The organism is Gordonia rhizosphera NBRC 16068, from assembly GCF_000298195.1.
GTDB classification, from domain to species: domain Bacteria; phylum Actinomycetota; class Actinomycetes; order Mycobacteriales; family Mycobacteriaceae; genus Gordonia; species Gordonia rhizosphera.
In genome coordinates this window covers 1-18,815 of the sequence record NZ_BAHC01000102.1, presented here as the reverse complement: position 1 = coordinate 18,815, position 18,815 = coordinate 1, and the positions used below count along the sequence as shown (strand labels likewise).

16 protein-coding genes are annotated in these 18,815 nt (G+C 68.1%); 13 read left to right on the top strand and 3 right to left on the bottom strand.

All coding sequences use genetic code 11. The features are described from left to right. Positions 1-54: 54 nt before the first annotated feature. The 7 genes from GORHZ_RS11530 to sigJ all read left to right on the top strand — a co-directional run bounded on the left by GORHZ_RS11530 (position 55) and on the right by sigJ (position 8,518). Positions 55-741, top strand: a complete 687-nt coding sequence (locus GORHZ_RS11530; protein ID WP_006333142.1) for a cell division protein SepF — start codon at positions 55-57, stop codon at positions 739-741. A gap of 101 nt (positions 742-842) precedes the next feature. After that, on the top strand, positions 843-1,163 hold the full coding sequence (locus GORHZ_RS11525) for a YggT family protein (RefSeq protein ID WP_006333141.1): 321 nt from the start codon (positions 843-845) through the stop codon (positions 1,161-1,163). A 268-nt stretch (positions 1,164-1,431) separates the two neighbouring features. Beyond that, the gene (gene wag31 / locus GORHZ_RS11520; RefSeq protein WP_006333140.1) at positions 1,432-2,241 is read left to right on the top strand and encodes a DivIVA-like cell division protein Wag31; all 810 of its coding nucleotides are present in this window, start codon (positions 1,432-1,434) and stop codon (positions 2,239-2,241) included. Positions 2,242-2,273: 32 nt separating this feature from the next. Beyond that, complete coding sequence (locus GORHZ_RS11515; RefSeq protein WP_006333139.1) at positions 2,274-2,783, top strand: hypothetical protein; 510 nt, start codon at positions 2,274-2,276, stop codon at positions 2,781-2,783. Positions 2,784-3,090: 307 nt separating this feature from the next. After that, positions 3,091-6,315: an isoleucine--tRNA ligase gene (gene ileS / locus GORHZ_RS11510; RefSeq protein ID WP_006333138.1), complete on the top strand. Its 3,225-nt coding sequence runs from the start codon at positions 3,091-3,093 to the stop codon at positions 6,313-6,315. 101 nt (positions 6,316-6,416) lie between these two features. Further along, complete coding sequence (locus GORHZ_RS11505; protein WP_006333136.1) at positions 6,417-7,619, top strand: NAD(P)/FAD-dependent oxidoreductase; 1,203 nt, start codon at positions 6,417-6,419, stop codon at positions 7,617-7,619. Further along, positions 7,619-8,518, top strand: coding sequence for an RNA polymerase sigma factor SigJ (sigJ, locus tag GORHZ_RS11500; RefSeq protein WP_006333134.1), 900 nt, complete (start codon positions 7,619-7,621; stop codon positions 8,516-8,518). Before GORHZ_RS11505 ends, sigJ begins: the two co-directional genes overlap by 1 nt. Positions 8,519-8,531: 13 nt before the next feature. Here sigJ and GORHZ_RS11495 read toward each other — a convergent pair whose 3' ends face one another. Further along, entirely contained in the window at positions 8,532-9,221 is a 690-nt protein-coding gene (locus GORHZ_RS11495; protein ID WP_006333133.1) for a TetR/AcrR family transcriptional regulator, read from the bottom strand. A gap of 110 nt (positions 9,222-9,331) precedes the next feature. Between GORHZ_RS11495 and GORHZ_RS11490 the strand changes: the two genes are divergently transcribed. Together GORHZ_RS11490 and GORHZ_RS11485 are read left to right on the top strand one after the other, a co-directional pair. After that, a complete protein-coding gene (locus GORHZ_RS11490; protein ID WP_006333132.1) occupies positions 9,332-9,781 on the top strand; it encodes a nitroreductase/quinone reductase family protein in 450 nt (149 codons plus the stop codon). 48 nt (positions 9,782-9,829) lie between these two features. Continuing rightward, positions 9,830-11,203, top strand: coding sequence for a DNA polymerase IV (locus GORHZ_RS11485; RefSeq protein WP_040531459.1), 1,374 nt, complete (start codon positions 9,830-9,832; stop codon positions 11,201-11,203). 14 nt (positions 11,204-11,217) lie between these two features. On the opposite strand, the gene GORHZ_RS11480 is transcribed toward GORHZ_RS11485, so the two are convergent. Then, positions 11,218-12,141: an asparaginase gene (locus tag GORHZ_RS11480; RefSeq protein WP_006333128.1), complete on the bottom strand. Its 924-nt coding sequence runs from the start codon at positions 12,139-12,141 to the stop codon at positions 11,218-11,220. A gap of 207 nt (positions 12,142-12,348) precedes the next feature. On the opposite strand from GORHZ_RS11480, the gene GORHZ_RS11475 reads away from it, so the two are divergent. After that, a complete protein-coding gene (locus GORHZ_RS11475) occupies positions 12,349-12,885 on the top strand; it encodes a WKL family lipoprotein (protein WP_006333125.1) in 537 nt (178 codons plus the stop codon). A gap of 21 nt (positions 12,886-12,906) precedes the next feature. Here GORHZ_RS11475 and GORHZ_RS11470 read toward each other — a convergent pair whose 3' ends face one another. Further along, on the bottom strand, positions 12,907-13,824 hold the full coding sequence (locus GORHZ_RS11470) for a hypothetical protein (RefSeq protein WP_040531482.1): 918 nt from the start codon (positions 13,822-13,824) through the stop codon (positions 12,907-12,909). A gap of 21 nt (positions 13,825-13,845) precedes the next feature. Between GORHZ_RS11470 and lspA the strand changes: the two genes are divergently transcribed. The 3 genes from lspA to dnaE form a co-directional block, all read left to right on the top strand. Beyond that, the gene (gene lspA, locus GORHZ_RS11465) at positions 13,846-14,472 is read left to right on the top strand and encodes a signal peptidase II (protein WP_083877272.1); all 627 of its coding nucleotides are present in this window, start codon (positions 13,846-13,848) and stop codon (positions 14,470-14,472) included. Beyond that, a complete protein-coding gene (locus GORHZ_RS11460) occupies positions 14,465-15,397 on the top strand; it encodes an RluA family pseudouridine synthase (protein ID WP_006333120.1) in 933 nt (310 codons plus the stop codon). The genes lspA and GORHZ_RS11460 overlap by 8 nt, the downstream gene beginning before the upstream one ends. A gap of 314 nt (positions 15,398-15,711) precedes the next feature. Then, positions 15,712-18,815: DNA polymerase III subunit alpha (dnaE, locus tag GORHZ_RS11455; RefSeq protein WP_006333118.1), on the top strand; the 3,104-nt coding region annotated here is incomplete at its 3' end.

Here is an 18,815-nt window from a genome sequence, read left to right as displayed (position 1 = left end):
ACTGCACCACCTCGCACCGCTCCCCGGCAGCGTTGGACGACAGAGAGGCCAGCTATGACCACGATGCAGAAGTTCAAGGCATATTTCGGCATGGTGCCTCCGAGCGAGTACGAGGACGACTATCTCGAGGAGCCCGGCATCCCCGGGCGAGCTCCGCGGCCCTACCGGGACGACTACTACGGCGAGAACGCCTATGCCTACGACGAACGGCGCTTCGCTCCCGTCGAACAGCCGGGATACCCGGGCGGCGGCTTCGAGCCGACCGGGTATGACGGCGGCTACGAGGTGCCGGCCGACTACGCCTATGCCGGTGCGCGACACCCGGGGGAGCCGGTCGAGCGCATGCGGGCACCGCACCGTCTCGAACCGCTGCAGCGTGCCGGACACCGCACCGCGGGTGTCGTCCGGTCCGGGCCGACGTCCGATCAGCGCGAGCTCGAGCGCGTCTTCGCCGACGGTCCTCTGCAGAAGATCACCACTCTGCGCCCGTCCGATTACGGCGAGGCCCGCACGATCGGTGAGCGATTCCGCGACGGCAACCCCGTCATCATGGATCTCGTCGACATGAGCAACGACGACGCCAAACGTCTCGTGGACTTCGCCGCCGGGCTGGCGTTCGCACTGCGCGGTTCGTTCGACAAGGTCGCCACCAAGGTATTCCTGCTGTCCCCGGCCGACGTGGACGTGTCCCCGGAGGACCGTCGCAAGATCGCCGAAACCGGCTTCTACAACCACAGCTGACCCGAGCCCCGAACCCCTGCAACCGCGGCCCGGTCCGTGTCTTAGACGACACGGACCGGGCCGCTGCCACTCCCGTCCGACATTTCAGGCAATCTTGAGGCGTGACGATTCTGTTCCAGGTTCTGTATTACCTGTTGTTCATCTACTGGCTGCTCTTGCTCGCGCGGCTCGTCGTCGAGCTGGTCCGGAGCTTCGCCCGCGAGTGGCGTCCCACCGGTATCGCGGTCGTGATCATCGAGATCGTGTTCACCGCGACCGATCCGCCGATCCGGGCACTGCGCCGCATCCTGCCGCCCATCCCGCTGGGGCCGGTCCGACTCGACCTCTCGCTGATGATCGTGATGATCGTCGTCCTGATCGGCATGCAGATCGTCGGTTCGCTGGGCCGCAGCTCCACGGCCGCGCTCGTCGGACTCGGCTGACGGGCGGGGTGGGTCTGTGACCATGCCCGTCGGGTGGTCTACGGTGGGATGTCATCATTGAGTGACCGTTGCATTGCGGCAGGACGACAATTGCCCCGCAACGAGCGGTTCTCGTGTGACAGGATTTGACGCCAGTTACCAAATGGACTGGTATGAATTAAACAGTGACAGCCTGCAACAATTTCGGGGCAGACTGGGCGCGCTGCCAACTGAACAGAGCTTGATCTCGATCCAGCAACGATCTCGAACGACAACGAGGGGAACCGACATGCGGCTGACACCAGCTGATGTGCACAACGTCGCGTTCAGCAAACCGCCTATCGGTAAACGCGGCTATAACGAGGATGAAGTCGACCAGTTCCTCGACTTCGTCGAGGCCGAATTGGCCCGCCTCATCGAGGAGAACGGCGACCTCAAGCAACGGGTCGAGGAACTCGAGGGAGAGCTGGCCGAGGCCCGGTCGTCGGGCGGCGGCGCCGAGCCCGGCGCCGAGGATGCCACCCAGGTCTTCGCGACCGCCCCGGTCGAGACCCCGGCCCCTGCGGCGACACCCGAGTTCGCCCAGGACGACGCCAGCGTGCGGGCAGCCCGCGTGCTCGCCCTCGCGCAGGACACCGCCGACCGCCTCACCTCGACGTCGCGTCAGGAGGCGGAGACGCTGGTGTCGGACGCGCGGTCGCGCGCCGACGCGATGGTGTCGGAGGCCCAGTCCAAGGCGGATGCGCTCCTCACCGACGCCCGGCAGCGTTCGGAGGCCATCCTGGCCGACTCGCAGACCCGGTCGGAGGCCCAGGTCCGACAGGCACAGGAACGCGCCGACGCGCTGCAGAGCGACGCCGAGCGCAAGCACAGCGAGATCATGGGCACGATCAACCAGCAGCGCACCGTGCTCGAGGGTCGCATCGAACAGCTCAAGACGTTCGAGCGTGAGTACCGGACGCGCCTGAAGACCTACCTCGAATCGCAGCTCGAAGAACTGCAGCAGCGCGGTAGTGCGGCACCGGTCGAAGGTGGCCGCGCCGACTCGTTCTCATCGGATCCCGGTAACGGCGGATACACCAGCTACTCGCCGAGCTAGGTCGGGGACTCTCGAACTAGAGGGGAAGACTCGTGCTGACGCTGGCCCTGGCGGCGACGCTCGTCGGGTTTGTGTTGTTGGTGCTCGGCCTCGTCACGGGAACCCTGTGGCTGGCCATCGCCTGCATCGTGGTGAGCCTCGTTGGCGTGGGTTTCCTCCTCGCCGACGTCCTGGGGTCGTCGCGGCGCGGCGCGGAACGCCCGCTCAGTGATTTCCTCACGACCGAGAAGGCGTCCGGGAATTCCGAGCGCGTCGAGCGGCAGCCCGCGCCCACTCCGGGCGAGTCGGACAGCAGCGCCGCGCATCCCGGCGAGGCGGCGCCCGACGAGGCCGCGGCCCCCGCACCCGGTGAACCGACCGCACCGCCGGTTCCCGACGGCGACCTCAGTGACTACCTGCGATCGGTCGGCGGTGTCGATGAAGCGGCGCCCGCGCCCGGCAGGCACGAGACCTCCGGTGACACCACCGGTTTCCGTGCACCGTCGTCGGGGCACACGGCGCACTCCCATCGGGCTCCGGACGAACCCGGCGAGGGCACCTGACGCGCACTCGCTTCGGAGGCGAATTGGAATGCGGCCGGGGTGCACGGCTAGAATCGATGCTGCGTTGATCCGGCCATCACCGGGGAGCACTCGGAAGAACAGGGCCGGCACAGGCCCTCACTAGACCCGAGCGGGTGCGGCCCGTGACAGCCGTGGGCGCACGGTTTCCGTGAGCCGGCGAGTGGCGTCGGATGACCGACGCAAGCGGGGTGGTACCGCGCGGATCGAGTGGTCGCAAAGATGACCGCACGGTGTGCGTCCCCGTGCCAGAGCAGATGACCCATGCCAGGCACGAGGAGACCGACCCATGACCGACACGGTCGACAACAGCGACACCGCCGAGCAGGCGGCCGACGTCCCGGCGACGGGCCGGGTGTACCCACTCGTGGACATGAGCCCGAGCAGCGATCGCGGTGCCCCGTCGTTCCCTCACGTCGAGGAACGGGTGCTCGAGTATTGGGACGCCGACGACACGTTCGCGGCCTCCATCGCCAATCGCGCCGACGCCGAGGAGTTCGTCTTCTACGACGGCCCGCCGTTCGCCAACGGTCTGCCGCACTACGGCCACCTGCTCACCGGGTACGTGAAGGACCTCGTGCCGCGCTACCAGACCATGCGCGGCAAGCGCGTCGAACGCCGGTTCGGTTGGGACACACATGGTCTTCCCGCCGAACTCGAGGCCGAACGGCAGCTCGGGATCACCGACAAGTCCGAGATCGAGACGATGGGCGTGGAGAAGTTCAACGACTTCTGCCGCGACTCGGTGCTGCGCTACACCGGTGAATGGCGCGATTACGTCACCCGTCAGGCTCGCTGGGTCGACTTCGACAACGACTACAAGACGCTCGACCTCGACTTCATGGAGTCGGTCATGTGGGCGTTCAAACGCCTGCACGACAAGGGCCTGATCTATCAGGGTTACCGGGTGCTGCCCTACAGCTGGTACGAGCAGACGCCGCTGTCCAACCAGGAGTCCAAGCTCGACGACGCCTACCGCGTGCGGCAGGACCCCGCGGTCACGGTACGTATCCCGCTCGTCGGCGGGGACCGCCATCCCGAACTCGACGGTGTGAACGCACTGATCTGGACCACCACGCCCTGGACGCTGCCGTCCAACCTCGCCATCGCGGTCAACCCGGACGTCGAATACGTGCACGTGCGTGGCAACGACGAGCAGGAGTACCTGCTGGCGAAGGCACTGTTGGGCGGTTACGCGAAGGAGATCACCGAGCCGGAAGTGCTCGGCAGCTACGGCGGCGCGGATCTGGAGGGCCTGTCCTACGTCCCGCCGTTCGGCTTCTTCGTCGGACACCCGAATGCCCACCGGATCCTGCTCGGCGACTATGTGACCACCGACAGCGGCACCGGCATCGTCCACCTCGCACCGGCCTTCGGTGAGGAGGACATGGACCTCGCGACGGCCAACGGCATCGAGGTCGTGCAGCCGCTGGACCCGGGTGGCCGGTTCACCGCACAGGTGCCGCCGTACGAGGGCCAGATGGTCTTCGACGCGAACCCGGCGATCATCAAAGACCTCAAGGCCATCGGCAAGATCCTGCGTCACGACACCATCGAGCACTCCTATCCGCACTCGTGGCGGTCCGGAAAGCCGTTGATCTACATGGCCGTTCCGTCGTGGTTCGTCGCGGTCACCCCGATCAAGGATCGGATGCTCGAGCTCAACAAGCAGATCACCTGGTCGCCCGAGCACATCCGTGACGGGCAGTTCGGCAAGTGGCTCGAGGGTGCCCGCGACTGGAACATCAGCCGTAATCGGTACTGGGGCGCGCCGATCCCGGTGTGGGTCTCCGACGATCCCGAGTACCCGCGCACCGACGTCTACGGTTCGCTCGACGATCTCGAACGCGATTTCGGTATGCGGCCGGAGAATCTGCACCGGCCCTACATCGACGATCTCACCCGCCCCAATCCCGACGACCCGACCGGCCGCTCGACGATGCGTCGCGTGCCGGAGGTGTTCGACTGTTGGTTCGAGTCGGGGTCGATGCCGTTTGCCCAGGTGCACTACCCGTTCGAGAACGCGGACTGGTTCGACGGCGATTCCGAGACGGGTGAACTCCCGCACAACCCGGGCGATTTCATCGTCGAGTACAACGGTCAGACCCGCGGCTGGTTCTACAACCTGCACGTGCTGGCGACCGCGCTGTTCGACCGTCCGGCCTTCAAGAGTGTCGTCGCGCACGGGATCGTGCTCGGTGACGACGGGCAGAAGATGTCGAAGTCCAAGCGCAACTATCCCGACGTCAACGAGGTCTTCGACCGCGACGGCTCGGACGCGATGCGCTGGTTCCTGATGGCATCGCCGGTGCTGCGGGGTGGCAACCTCGTCGTCACCGAGCGCGGCATCCGCGAGGGTGTGCGGCAGGCGCTGCTGCCGCTGTGGAACGCCTACAGCTTCCTGCAGCTCTACGCCGAGGGCCCGGCGACCTGGCGCACCGACTCGCAACACGTGCTGGACCGCTACATCCTGGCGAAGCTGGCCGTCACCCGGGAGACGATGACCGACGCGCTCGACGTCTACGACATCGCCGGCGCCGCCGAGGCGTTCCGCGACTTCGTCGAGTCGCTCACCAACTGGTATGTGCGTCGGTCCCGCGCCCGGTTCTGGGCCGGACAGGACTCCGACGCGGACGCGTTCGACACCTTGTTCACGGTGCTCGAGGTGGCCTGTCGTCTCGCGGCCCCGCTGCTGCCGCTCGCCACCGAGGCGATCTGGCGTGGCCTGACCGGGGAACGGTCGGTGCATCTGACCGACTGGCCGCGTGTCGACGAGTTGCCGGCCGACGCCGATCTCGTGGCCGCGATGGACGCGGTGCAGCAGGTGTGTTCGGTCGCGTCGAGCGTACGCAAGGCCAACAAGCTGCGTGTGCGGCTGCCGCTGCCGGGACTCACGGTCGCGTCACCGGATGCCGCGCGGCTCGAGCCGTTCACCGACCTCATCGTCGACGAGATGAACGTGAAGTCGGTGACCCTGGCGACCGACGCGGACGTCTACGGCCGCTATGAGATCGCGGTCAACGCCCGCGCCGCGGGTCCGCGGCTCGGCAAGGATGTGCAGCGCGCGATCAAGGCGGTGAAGTCCGGGGACTGGACCGTGGCGGCCGGGGCCGACGGAGCCGAGGTCGTGATCGCCGACGGGATCGAGCTGCGCGAGGGCGAGTACACGCGTCGGTTGGTGGCCGTCGAACCCGACTCGACCGCGGAACTGCCGGGCGGCGGAGGTCTCGTCGTGCTCGACACGAACGTCACCGAGGAACTCGAGGCCGAGGGCTGGGCGAAGGATCGGGTGCGTGAGCTCCAGGATGCGCGACGCAACCTCGGGCTCGACGTCTCCGACCGGATCGAGGTGCGGTTCGTGGTGCCCGACGAGCGGCTCGACTGGGCCCGCCGGCACGCCGAGATGATCGCGGGTGAGGTGCTCGCAGTCCGCTTCGACGTCGACACGGAGTCCTCCGGCGCGATCGAGCTGGGTGACGGTGTGTCCGCCGACATCGCGAAGGCGGCGCGCTGATCTCTGGGTTGCCCGCTGGTTGCCTGCTGGTCGAGTGGCAGGCTGTCACACTCGGGAGGCGCTTGGTGTCTTGAGGTTGTCCACCCTCGAGAGGAGCAACCATGAACACCACACCTCGGCCGCGGATCGTCATCGTCGGAGGCGGCTACGCCGGGACGATGGCCGCGAATCGGCTCAGCCAGGCAGACGCCGACGTGGTGCTGGTCAACCCGCGTCCGCAGTTCGTACACCGGATTCGGCTGCACCAATGGATCGCCGGGACCGGAACCGCCGAACACGACTACACCGAGGTACTCGCCGACCGGGTCCGCCTCGTCGTCGACACCGCAACCCGCATCGATGCGCCCGCCGGCCGGGTGGAACTGGCCTCGGGGGACACGCTCGACTATGACCATCTCGTCTACGCCGTGGGCAGCACCGCCACCCCGGCACACACCATCGCCGGTGTCGCCGAACACGGCTTCGTCCTCGGCGAATGGGAAGGGGCGCAACGACTCCGCGACCACCTCGCCGCCGTCGGGGAATCGGATCAATCGGATCAGACCACCGTTGTCGGCGGCGGGCTCACCGGCATCGAGATGGCCGCCGAGCTCGCCGAATCCGGACACACGGTGCGGCTCGTCTGCGGCGGCGTGCTGGCCCCGTCGTTCGGGTCCCGTGCCCGCGACGTGGCGCAGCGGCGGTTGCGCAAGCTCGGCGTCGAGATCCTCACCGACCGACGCGTCGAGGCGGTCGGCGACGGTACCGTCACGGTGGTGGGCGATGGTGTGCGCGAGATCCTGCCCAGCGCGACGACGATCGTCGCCGCCGGGTTCGGCGTGCCCGACCTCGCCGCGACCAGCGGGCTCACCACCGACCCGGCGGGCCGGCTGATCACCGACGAAACGCTGACCAGCGTCGACGATCCGCGCATCGTCGGCGCGGGCGATGCGGTCGCGCCGTCGGGTGTGCCGTTCCGGATGAGCTGCCAGGCCGCCAACCAGCTCGGCCCGCAGGCCGCCGATACCGTCCTCGCCCGGCTGGCGGGTACCGAACCGAAGCCGGTCCGGGTGGCCTTCGTCGGACAGTGCACCTCGCTCGGCCGCGGGGGCGCGACGGTGCAGCTGACCAGACTCGACGACACACCGCGCCATACCGTCGTCACCGGACGCGTGGCCGCGGGTATCAAAGAGTTCATCTGCCGCAACGTGATCTGGGGACTGAATCTGGAGGCGCGGCGGCCCGGCGCGGTGCCGACCTTCCCCGTGCGGCCCCGTCCGATGGCCGCCGAACCGCCGATCGAATCCCCGATCGGGGCAGTGTGATGACGGGCGGCGACGAGCACGCGGCCCGGTTCAGCGAACTGCGGCCGCTGCTGTTCACCGTCGCCTACGAGATCCTGGGCTCGGCGACCGACGCCGACGACGTGCTGCAGGACAGCTATCTCCGGTGGGCCGAGGTGGACCTCGGCACCGTCGCCGACACCAAGTCCTATCTCGCCAAGGTGGTCACCAGGCAGGCGCTCAACGCGTTGCGCGCCTCTTCACGACGACGGGAAACCTACGTCGGTCCGTGGCTGCCCGAACCGATCCTGCTCGACGAGCACGACGCCTCCGACGACGTCGTCCTCGCCGAGTCGGTCTCCACGGCGATGCTCGTGGTCCTCGAGAGCCTCACCCCCGACGAACGGGCCGTCTTCGTGCTGCGGGAGGTGTTCGGGTTCACCCACGACGAGATCGCCGAGATCGTCGGGAAGTCCCCGGCGGCGGTGCGTCAGACCGCGCATCGTGCGCGAGCCCATGTGCAGGCGCGCCGGCATCGGTTCGAGCCCGTCGACGCGGCACGCACCGCCGAGATCACCGCCGCCTTCCTCACCGCCGCGGAGTCCGGGGAGATCGAGCCGCTGATGGCGTTGCTCTCGCCGGATGTGGTGTTCACCGCCGACAGCGACGGGAAGGCCACCGCGGTCCGCAAGCCGATCCACGGTGCGGTCCCCGTCGCGCGGCTGCTGTCGGGGTTCGCACGGATCGGTGCCCGGACCGGGGACCTCCGGGTCGAGCCGGCGATCTTCAACAGCCTGCCGGGGATGACGGTCTTTTTCGACGGCCAGTTGCAGGGTGTGTTCATCCTCGACATCGTCGACGGCGCCATCGAGCACATCTACGCGATGCGCAACCCGGACAAGCTGACCGGGGTCGGCGTGGAGCGGCCCATCTCGCGGTAGCCTCTGGCCTCGCTCAGTCTGCGACCGCTTGTAGGGCCCGATCGACCTGGGCGTCGAACAACGCCGCGGGGTCGGCGAACGTGTCGGGGCCGTACTGCCCGAACACCTCGAGGCTGATCGCCCCGATGACCGTGGCCCACAGGGTGGTCGCGAGGATCAGGACGGCATCGGGGAGATCGGAGTCGAACGCCGCGCGGATCGCCGCGAAACCGTCGGTCAGGCTCGCGGGCGTCGGCACCGTCGACGTGTCGACGAGGCCGGCACGGTGGGCTCGGCCCAGTTCGGCGATGAGCATCGCGACGACCCGCGTCCCGGGCTCGATGGTCACATCGGGTGGCGCGGCATAGCCGGGTACCGGGCTGCCGTAGAGCAGCGCCCACCGTGACGGGTCGTCGACGGCCCATCGGCGCAGTGCCCGGGTCGCCGCGACGAGGCGCTGCCGCGGACGGTCGGGCCCGGCGGCCAGTGCGGCCTCGACGGCGTCGGCGAGGTCCGAATACGCCTCCACCAGAAGAAGCGTGAGCAACTCGTCGCGGCTCGGCACATAGCGATACACCGCGGAGGAGACCACGCCCAGATCCCTGGCGATGGCACGCAGCGACAGACCGGCCGCACCGTGGGTGCGCAGGTGTTCGCGCCCGAGTCGTCGGATCTCGGCTTCCATCGCCGCGCGGTTCTCGGCTCGTGTGGTTCGGGACGCCATATCGACATCCTTCCACAAAACGAGAGCACTGCTCTTGATTTCTTGCGGCAAACCGCGCACACTGTAATTCGAGAGCAGTGCTCTCCAAGTGACTCAGAGAAGGGATCGACATGACCACCACGCACTATCGGGGCCCGCAGGGTATGGACCGTGCCTTCAACTCGGCGGTTCGCTGGCTCGCCGCCCGCGGCGTCAACCTCGCCGGCGCGCAGAACCTGACCGTGATCGGTCGCCGCAGCGGGGAGCCGCAGACCGTGCCGGTCAATCCGCTGCACCTCGACGGCCGCGACTACCTGGTGGCCCCGCGGGGAACGACCCAGTGGGTGCGCAACGCGCGCCTCAACGACTCCGCCGAACTGCGCCGCGGACGCCGTCGTCGGCCGGTCCGGCTCGTCGAGATCTCCCCGGCCGACCGCACCCCGATCATCAAGTCCTACCTGGACAAGTGGGGCTGGGAGGTCGGGCGTTTCCTTCCCGAAGGGATGGGGACCGATGCCGACGACGCGACCATCGCCGCGCATGCCGAGCAGCTACCCGTCTTCGAGATCCACTCTCGGTAGTCGCACTAGGATGCCGGTGTGTCGACGGAACGCAGCTCCCGATGGGTGATGCACCTGGACATGGACGCGTTCTTCGCCTCCGTCGAACAGCTGACCCGCCCCACGCTGCGTGACCGGCCGGTCCTGGTCGGTGGCACGGGTGGCCGCGGCGTGGTGGCCGGCGCGAGCTACGCGGCACGCGCATTCGGTGCGCGCTCGGCCATGCCGATGCATCAGGCCCGGCGCCTCGTCGGTGCCGGAGCGGTGGTGCTGCCGCCCCGCGGGGCCGTCTACCATGCGGTCAGCGCGCGCATCTTCGCCCTCGTACGCGAGGAGATCCCGGTGATCGAGATGCTCTCCTTCGACGAGGCGTTCGGCGAACCGGAATCACTCGCCGGCGCGTCCGTCGAGGAGGTCACCGTGTTCGCCGAGCGGCTGCGCCGACGCATCCGCGAGACCGTCGGCATCGCGGCATCGGTCGGCTTCGGCAGCGGCAAGCAGATCGCGAAGATCGCCTCGGGTCTCGCGAAACCCGATGGGGTGATGGCGATCCCGCCCAGCCGCGAACTCGCCTTCCTGCACGACCTACCGGTACGCAAGCTGTGGGGCATCGGGCCCGTGTCCGGGGATCGTCTGCAACGGCTGGGGGTGGACACCATCGGCGACTTCGCCGAGATGTCGGACGTCGAGGTGATCTCGGTGCTCGGTGCCACCGTCGGCCCGGCCCTGCATCTGCTGGCGCGCGGGATCGACGACCGGCCCGTCACCGAGCGGGCATCGGCCAAGCAGATCAGCGCGGAGTCCACCTTCGCACGCGACCTCGTCGAGCTGGCCGAATTACGCCCGGCCGTCGACGCCGCGGCGCAGGGTGCGCATCGTCGTCTGCTCGCCGACGGACGGGGTGCCCGCACCGTGGTCCTCAAGCTCAAACGCTCCGACATGTCGATCCTGACCCGATCGACGACTCTGCCCGCCGCGACCACCGAACTGTCTGTCCTCACCGCGGCGGCACAGCGGTTGGCACTCGACCCCCGCAGCATCGGACCGATCCGTCTCGTCGGTGTCGGATACTCGGGATTGACCGCGGTGCAACAGTTCTCGCTGTTCTCCGACCTCGATGATCCGTCCGGCGCGGCAGTGTCGACGGAGACGACGGAAACGACGGAGTCGACGGAGACGACGGAGTCGACGGACGCAGCGGAACATTCGGAACCGACCGCACCGGCGGCACCGATCCAGTGGCCGACCGGCACCGACGTCACCCATCCCGAGCACGGGCACGGCTGGGTGCAGGGCAGCGGGCACGGCGTGGTCACCGTCCGGTTCGAGACGCGCGCGACCGGACCCGGCCGGGCGGTGACCTTTCCGGTGACCGAATCCGCGCTGCGCCACGCAGATCCGCTGGACAGTCTCGCCTGGCCCGGGGTCGGCGACGACGGGTGATCCCGGAAGGCGTTTCAGGGCACCGGCTGCAGAGACCTGAAGAAGTCGCCGACCTCAGCGGCGCCGGCGCCCACCGACAGCAGCGCCAGCAACGCGATCCGTGCCTGCGGTGCGCGTAGCCACCGAGAGATGATCGCGCCGGCCCCCTCGAGGTCGACCGCGCCGCCACCACCGCCATAGGTGGGCACCACCGGGCCGAACGGCACGCGGGTCGTCACCACCACGACGAGCCCCGCGCGGACTGCCGCGAGCACCTCGGCGGTGATGTCGGGGTGGGTGTTGCCCGACCCGGTGGCCGCCAGCACGATCCCGGCCGCCTGCTGGGAGACCGCGGCGGCGATGATGCCCGGCGACACCCCCGGGTAGAGGCCGAAGGCGTCGACACGTGCGGTCCGGTGCGGCACCGCGCTGCGCACCGATCGACGCGGCAACGCGTCGTGCACGTTGTCGAAGGCCGCGAGTTCGGTCGTCGACACCTTGAAGATGCCACGCGCCGAACGGATCTCACCGCCGATGGCGACGAGGACACCCCGGCCGCGGTGCGTTGGGTCGGTGACCGCGGCGATCGCGGCCGCGATGTTGGCCGGACCGTCGGCCGAGGGCGAGTCGGCCGGGTATTGGGCGCCGGTGAACACCACCGGCCGGTCGTCGGTGACGAACAGGTCGGCGAGGTAGGAGGTCTCCTCCATGGTGTCGGTGCCGTGGGTGACGACGACCCCGTCGACCGCCGGGTCGGCGAGCGCATCGACGATGGCGCGCACGATGTCGAACTGGTTGTGCACCGTCATCGCCGAGCTGTCCACCGACATCAGGTCGATCGCGGCGATGTCTGCGCTCGGCGCCGTGGGTGCCAGATCGGTCGAGGTAAGACGGGGTACGGCGCCCTCTGCGGTGGTCTGCGACGCGACGGTGCCTCCCGTGGTGATCAGGATGATCATGGCTACAGGGTTCGGGAACCGGCTGGGCGCGTCAACCGTTGCGTACCCGGCGTGCGCTCCTGAGTTCCCGGCGCGGTTATTGGGAGCGTCGGCGTCGATTTGGCATAGTGGTGTGAGTTTTGGCGACCCGCGGGTCGTCGACGAAGACCGCCTGGACCAGCGGGGGAGCGTCCACCCGGTCCGGACAGACGACAGTGAGGGAGATCGGTGAAGTTTTCGAAGATCGTGACCGCCGCGTTGATCGCGGGGTCGATCGCAACCGTGGCGGCCTGTGGCAGCGACGACAGCGACGTGCCATCCGTGCCGACCGTGTCCTCGGCGACCGCCGCATCCGGCACCGCCGGAGGTGTCACCGACCCCAATACGCGACCGTCGGTGGCGACCCTCAACCAGATGCTCACCGAGGCGCTCGACCCCGATGTGCCGAACGCGGAGAAGACCAGGCTCGTCGAGGGGTCCTCCGCCGATCCGACGGTCTTCGACAAGCTCGTGCAGGCCAAGGAAGAGAACCCGGACGTCACCTACGAGATCTTCCCGCCGGTGATCCCCGCCGGCCCCAACAAGGCGACTGTCAAGGTGCAGGTCAAGCTGCCCGACAACCCGCCGACCAAACTCGACGCCAGCATCGTCTACGTAGACGGACGCTGGAAGCTCTCCAAGGACACGGTGTGCCCGCTGATCACGGCGAACAACATCGAGAGCCCCATGTGCGTCACGGCCTCGACATCGAGCGCATCGAACTGACCCACACCCGGACGGCGTCGGTCAGCGCCAGCTGACCGACAGTCCGGTGCGCTGGATCAACGGCTGCGCGGGATCGGTGCCCACGAGCTCGCGGGCACCGATCATCTCCAGCGTTCCCGCCACCGGCAGGCCGCGCCGCAGATCCATGGTGATCTGCCCGGTGCCGGCGTCGGTGTACCGGGCGATGGTCAACGTCGCATCGGTACCGGGGATCGCGAACACCGAGTTCACCGGGGTCTCGTCGACCGAGATGTCGATGACGACCCGGTCGCCGTCCCACGACCGCAGCGTGGCGTCGATCTGCTGGGTAACCGTCGCCGCGGTGTCGATGGTGCGGTCGGTGCGCCACCGCGCACCCACCGCGACCGGTTCGGTGGGCAGCGCCACCGTTACCTGCAGGGCCTGCAGCAGCGACTGCTCGACCGCCAGGCGTGCCTCGGGGCCGGCGTCGTCGGCGGGCAGCAGTCGCAGGGAGATCGGCATCGATCCCGGGCCGATCGCCAGTCCGGCCGGCGATCCCTCGACGGGGCCCAGCTGATCGGCGAGCGTGTCGTCGGGTGAGGTGACCGCGCCGAGCGTCATCTCCAGGTCGGTGGGATCGTCGCATCCGAACCGGGCCTGCATCGGCACCGTGACGGTCTGTGCGTCGGTGCTGCCCGGCGACTGCACCGACGACGTGGTGATGAGCGTGACCGATTGCGGGGTGGCCAACTCGGGACTCGCGGCGGGCAGGCGCCGGTCGCCGGTGCCGGGATCGAGCAGCGTGACCTTTGCCGGCGCGACGGGCAGCAGATTCACCCCGTCGCGGCCCGACGTCGTGTCGTCGGTGCAACCGGCCTGCGCCGCGGCGCTTGACGACGAGGCGACGCCGGGGTCGTCGGAACCACAGCCGGCGAGGCCGAGCAATAGGGTCGCCGCCACGGTGAGACGGGTGAGCATTGCGAACACGGCAGCCAGAGTATGGGAGCACTCGTGGATGATGATGGGGTGGATGATGGAGTCGTGAGTCAATCGAGACCCTCGCCGTCGACCGCCACGGGCGGTGACATGCGGCGACGGACGGCGCTGTGGTGGTTGTTGGGTGTGGCCGTTTGCGTCATCGCCCTCGACGTGGCGACCAAGGCGCTGGCCGTGGCCCATCTCGACCCGATGAAGCCGGTCGAGATCTTCGGCGACGTGGTCACGCTGCGTCTGGTCCGCAACAGCGGTGCCGCCTTCTCGATGGCCTCCGGATACACCTGGGTGCTGACCGTGGTGGCGCTGGTCGTCGTCGTCGGCATCGTCCGGTACAGCAGCCGTCTGCGGTCGGCGTGGTGGATCCTCGGTCTGGGCCTGGTGCTCGGTGGCGCGTTGGGCAACCTGGCCGACCGGATCTTCCGGTCGCCGGGTCCGCTGCGCGGGCACGTGGTGGACTTCGTCTCCGTCGGCTGGTGGCCGGTGTTCAACGTCGCCGATTCCGCGGTGGTCTGCGGAGCCGTGCTGCTGGTGGTGCTGTCGCTGTTGGGCTTCGAGTACGACGGCAGCCGTTCCGGCTGGGCGGCGCGACACGCCACCGAGACCGCCGACGGGAAGGACGGCGATGCGTGAGTCGCGGTCCATGCCGGTTCCCGACGGAGTCGACGGCATGCGGCTCGACGCCGCGGTGGCCCGCATCCTGGGGCTGTCCCGGACGGTGGCCGCCGCGCTCGCCGAGGACGGCGACATCACCGTCGACGGCGTGGCGGTCGGGAAATCGCACAAGCTGACCGCGGGCAGTTGGCTCGACGTGGTGCTGCCCGCACCTGCCGAACCGCTGCGCGTGGAACCGACGCCGGTGGAGAACCTGTCGGTCATCTACCACGACTCCGACATCGTCGTCGTCGACAAACCGATCGGCGTCGCCGCGCACCCGTCGCAGGGTTGGAGCGGCCCGACGGTGGTCGGGGCACTCGCGGCGGCAGGGTACCGGGTCTCCACGTCCGGGGCCGCCGAACGTCAGGGCATCGTCTCGCGCCTCGACGTCGGGACATCGGGGGTGATGGTCGTCGCGGTGTCCGAGCACGCCTACTCGGTGCTCAAGCGGGCGTTCCGTGACCGCGAGGTCGACAAGGGCTATCACGCCCTGGTGCAGGGACACCTCGACCCGCCCGAGGGCACCGTCGAGGCACCCATCGGGCGGCACCGCAGCAGCGACTGGAAGTTCGCGGTCACCGCGAACGGCAAACCGTCGGTGACGCACTACGAGACGCTGGAGATGTTCGCGTCGGCGTCACTGCTCGACATCCACCTCGAGACCGGTCGCACCCACCAGATCCGGGTGCACTTCTCCGCGCTGCACCATCCGTGCTGCGGCGACCTCACCTACGGCGCGGACCCGGTGCTGGCCAAGCGGCTGGGCCTCGAGCGTCAGTGGCTGCACGCCCGGTCGTTGTCGTTCGCGCATCCCGCCGACGGACGGCAGGTGAGTTTCACCAGCCCCTATCCCGACGATCTGCAGCACGCCCTGGACGTCTTGCGCGAAGGCCAGTGGTAGCTCTCGGACACACGACTGGTATCACGGCTGCAGGCCGGCGTCGCGGGCGAGGATCACCGTCTGCGCCCGATCCCCACACCGAGCTTGGCGCACACGTGACGTACATGTGTTTTCACCGCCGCCATGCTGATGAACAGCTCCGCGGAGATCTTGCGTTCGGCTACCTCTGATCCGGGCGGTGACGGATGTGGCCATGTCACCGTGGCAACATCCGTCACGGCTCGCCGCGCCTGCCGGTGTGTGTCGGTCCGGCGACATAGAGTGGAGCCCGATCTCCCCGATGAGGCCGTTCGAGAGGTAGCTGAAGAGGCGCTGTGACCGATTCGTTTGTTCACCTGCACAACCACACCGAGTACTCGATGCTCGACGGTGCCGCGAAGGTGTCGCCGCTGTTCGCCGAGGCCAAACGGCTCGGGATGACCGCGATCGGGATGACCGACCACGGAAACATGTTCGGTGCCAGCGAGTTCTACAACACCGCCGTCAAGAACGACATCAAACCGATCATCGGGATCGAGGCCTACATCGCCCCGGCGTCGCGGTTCGACACCAAACGCGTCACCTGGGGCACCCGCGACCAGAAGGACGACGACGTCTCCGGTAGCGGTGCCTACACCCACATGACGATGGTCGCGGCGAACGCCACCGGCCTGCGCAACCTGTTCAAGCTGTCATCGCTGGCGTCCATCGAGGGACAGCTGGGCAAGTGGTCGCGGATGGACGTCGACCTCATCGCGCAGTACGCCGAGGGCATCATCGCAACCACCGGCTGCCCGTCCGGTGAGGTGCAGACCCGGCTGCGGCTCGGCCACGAACGCGAGGCGCTGGAGGCCGCCGCCAAATGGCAGGAGATCTTCGGCCCGGAGAACTTCTACCTCGAGCTGATGGAGCACGGCCTCGAGATCGAGCGGCGGGTCCGCGACGGGTTGCTCGAGATCGGCCGCACACTCGGCATCAAGCCGATCGTCACCAACGACTGCCACTACGTCACCAAGGACCACGCCGCGAGCCACGAGGCGCTGTTGTGCGTGCAGACCGGCAAGACGCTGTCGGACCCCACACGCTTCAAATTCGACGGCGACGGGTATTACCTGAAGTCGGCCGAGGAGATGCGCGCGCAGTGGGATTCGGTGGTTCCGGGCGCCTGCGACAACACCCTCGGGATCGGCGAGCGTGTCGAGTCCTACGCGGATGTCTTCACTCATCGCGACCGGATGCCGATCTTCCCGGTGCCCGAGGGGGACTCGCAGGAAACCTGGTTGCGCAAGGAGGTCGCGGCGGGGCTGGCACGTCGCTTCCCCGACGGGGCGCCCGAGGAGTATCGGCGACGCGCCGAGTACGAGCTCGGCGTCATCATCCAGATGGGTTTCCCCGCCTACTTCCTGGTGGTCGGTGACCTGATCCGCCACGCCCTCGAGGTGGGCATCCGGGTCGGTCCGGGTCGTGGTTCGGCGGCCGGCTCACTGGTCGCGTGGGCGTTGGGCATCACCAACATCGACCCGATCCCGCACGGTCTGCTCTTCGAGCGGTTCCTCAACCCCGAACGTGTGTCCATGCCCGACATCGACATCGACTTCGACGATCGTCGTCGCGGTGAGATGGTGCGTTACGCGACCGAACGATGGGGTAGCGAAAAGGTCGCCCAGGTCATCACCTTCGGCACCATCAAGACGAAGGCGGCGATCAAGGACTCGGCGCGCGTGCAGTTCGGCCAGCCCGGCTTCGCGATCGCCGACCGGATCACCAAGGCCCTGCCACCGCCCATCATGGCCAAGGACATCCCGGTCTCGGGGATCATGGACGAGAGCCATGAACGCTACGCGGAGGCCTCTGAGGTGCGCACCCTCATCGAGACCGACCCCGACGTCAAGAAGATCTTCGACACCGCGCTCGGCCTCGAAGGGCTGATCCGCAACGCGGGTGTCCACGCGTGTGCGGTCATCATGTCCTCGGAGCCGCTGACCGACGCCATCCCGGTGTGGAAACGGGCACAGGACGGCGCGATCATCACCGGTTGGGACTATCCATCGTGTGAGGCCATCGGCCTGCTGAAGATGGACTTTCTCGGTCTGCGCAACCTGACCGTCATCGGCGACGCGATCGAGAACATCAAACTCAACCGCGGTATCGACCTCGACCTCGACAAGCTGCCGCTCGAGGACGACAAGACCTACGAACTGCTCGCCCGCGGCGACACGCTGGGTGTGTTCCAGCTCGACGGCGGCGCCATGCGAGAACTGCTGAAGATGATGCAGCCCACCGGGTTCGAGGACATCGTCGCGGTGCTGGCGCTGTACCGTCCGGGGCCGATGGGTGTGAATGCGCACACCGATTACGCCAAGCGCAAGAACGGTCTGCAGCAGATCAAACCGATCCATCCCGAACTGGAGGAACCCCTGAAGGAGATCCTGGCCGAGACCTACGGCCTGATCGTCTATCAGGAGCAGATCATGCAGATCGCGCAGAAGGTCGCCGGGTACTCCCTCGGACAGGCCGACCTGCTGCGGCGCGCGATGGGCAAGAAGAAGAAGGAGATCCTCGACGAGGCCTACGACGGGTTCGCCGAGGGCATGCGCTCCAACGGGTTCTCGCAGGCCGCGATCACCGCGCTGTGGGACACCGTGCTCCCGTTCGCCGGCTACGCGTTCAACAAGTCGCACGCCGCGGGATACGGGCTCGTCTCGTTCTGGACCGCCTATCTCAAGGCGAACTTCCCGGCCGAGTACATGGCCGGGCTGCTCACCTCCGTCGGCGACGACAAGGACAAGGCGGCCATCTATCTGGCGGACTGCCGCAAACTCGGCATCACCGTGCTGCCACCCGACGTCAACGAGTCGCAGCGCAACTTCGCCGCCGTCGGCGCCGACATCCGGTTCGGGCTCGCCGCGATCCGCAACGTCGGGACCGGTGTGGTGTCGTCGATCCTCGCCGCGCGCGAGGAGAAGGGGAAGTTCACCACCTTCTCCGACTATCTCGGCAAGATCGACGTGACGGCCTGCAACAAGAAGGTCACCGAGTCGCTGATCAAGGCGGGGGCCTTCGACTCCCTCGGCCACCCCCGCAAGGGCCTGTTCCTCGTCCACGGCGATGCCGTGGAGTCGGTCATCGGCACCAAGAAGGCCGAGGCGATCGGGCAGTTCGACCTGTTCGGCGACGCCGGCGGTGCCGACGAGACGATGGCCGAGGTGTTCGCGGTCAAGGTGCCCGACGAGGAATGGGAGTCCAAGCACAAGCTCGCGCTCGAGCGGGAGATGTTGGGGCTCTATGTCTCCGACCATCCGCTCGCCGGGGTCGCGCACGCGATCGCCGCGCAGACCGACACCTCCATCACGTCGCTCCTCGAGGGGTCGGTGCCCGACGGCGCGCAGATCACCATCGGCGGCATCATCTCGTCGGTCAACCGGCGGGTGAACAAGAA

What these genes read in the sequence shown, in the direction of transcription:
- ileS (WP_006333138.1), top strand. Translation starts at nt 3,091, where the DNA reads ATGACCGACACGGTCGACAACAGCGACACCGCCGAGCAGGCGGCCGAC.
- GORHZ_RS11490 (WP_006333132.1), top strand. Translation starts at nt 9,332, where the DNA reads ATGACCACCACGCACTATCGGGGCCCGCAGGGTATGGACCGTGCCTTC.
- GORHZ_RS11460 (WP_006333120.1), top strand. Translation starts at nt 14,465, where the DNA reads ATGCGTGAGTCGCGGTCCATGCCGGTTCCCGACGGAGTCGACGGCATG.
- GORHZ_RS11480 (WP_006333128.1), bottom strand. Translation starts at nt 12,141, where the DNA reads ATGATCATCCTGATCACCACGGGAGGCACCGTCGCGTCGCAGACCACC.
- GORHZ_RS11470 (WP_040531482.1), bottom strand. Translation starts at nt 13,824, where the DNA reads ATGCTCACCCGTCTCACCGTGGCGGCGACCCTATTGCTCGGCCTCGCC.
- GORHZ_RS11505 (WP_006333136.1), top strand. Translation starts at nt 6,417, where the DNA reads ATGAACACCACACCTCGGCCGCGGATCGTCATCGTCGGAGGCGGCTAC.
- wag31 (WP_006333140.1), top strand. Translation starts at nt 1,432, where the DNA reads ATGCGGCTGACACCAGCTGATGTGCACAACGTCGCGTTCAGCAAACCG.
- GORHZ_RS11495 (WP_006333133.1), bottom strand. Translation starts at nt 9,221, where the DNA reads ATGGCGTCCCGAACCACACGAGCCGAGAACCGCGCGGCGATGGAAGCC.
- lspA (WP_083877272.1), top strand. Translation starts at nt 13,846, where the DNA reads ATGGGAGCACTCGTGGATGATGATGGGGTGGATGATGGAGTCGTGAGT.
- sigJ (WP_006333134.1), top strand. Translation starts at nt 7,619, where the DNA reads ATGACGGGCGGCGACGAGCACGCGGCCCGGTTCAGCGAACTGCGGCCG.
- GORHZ_RS11485 (WP_040531459.1), top strand. Translation starts at nt 9,830, where the DNA reads ATGCACCTGGACATGGACGCGTTCTTCGCCTCCGTCGAACAGCTGACC.
- GORHZ_RS11530 (WP_006333142.1), top strand. Translation starts at nt 55, where the DNA reads ATGACCACGATGCAGAAGTTCAAGGCATATTTCGGCATGGTGCCTCCG.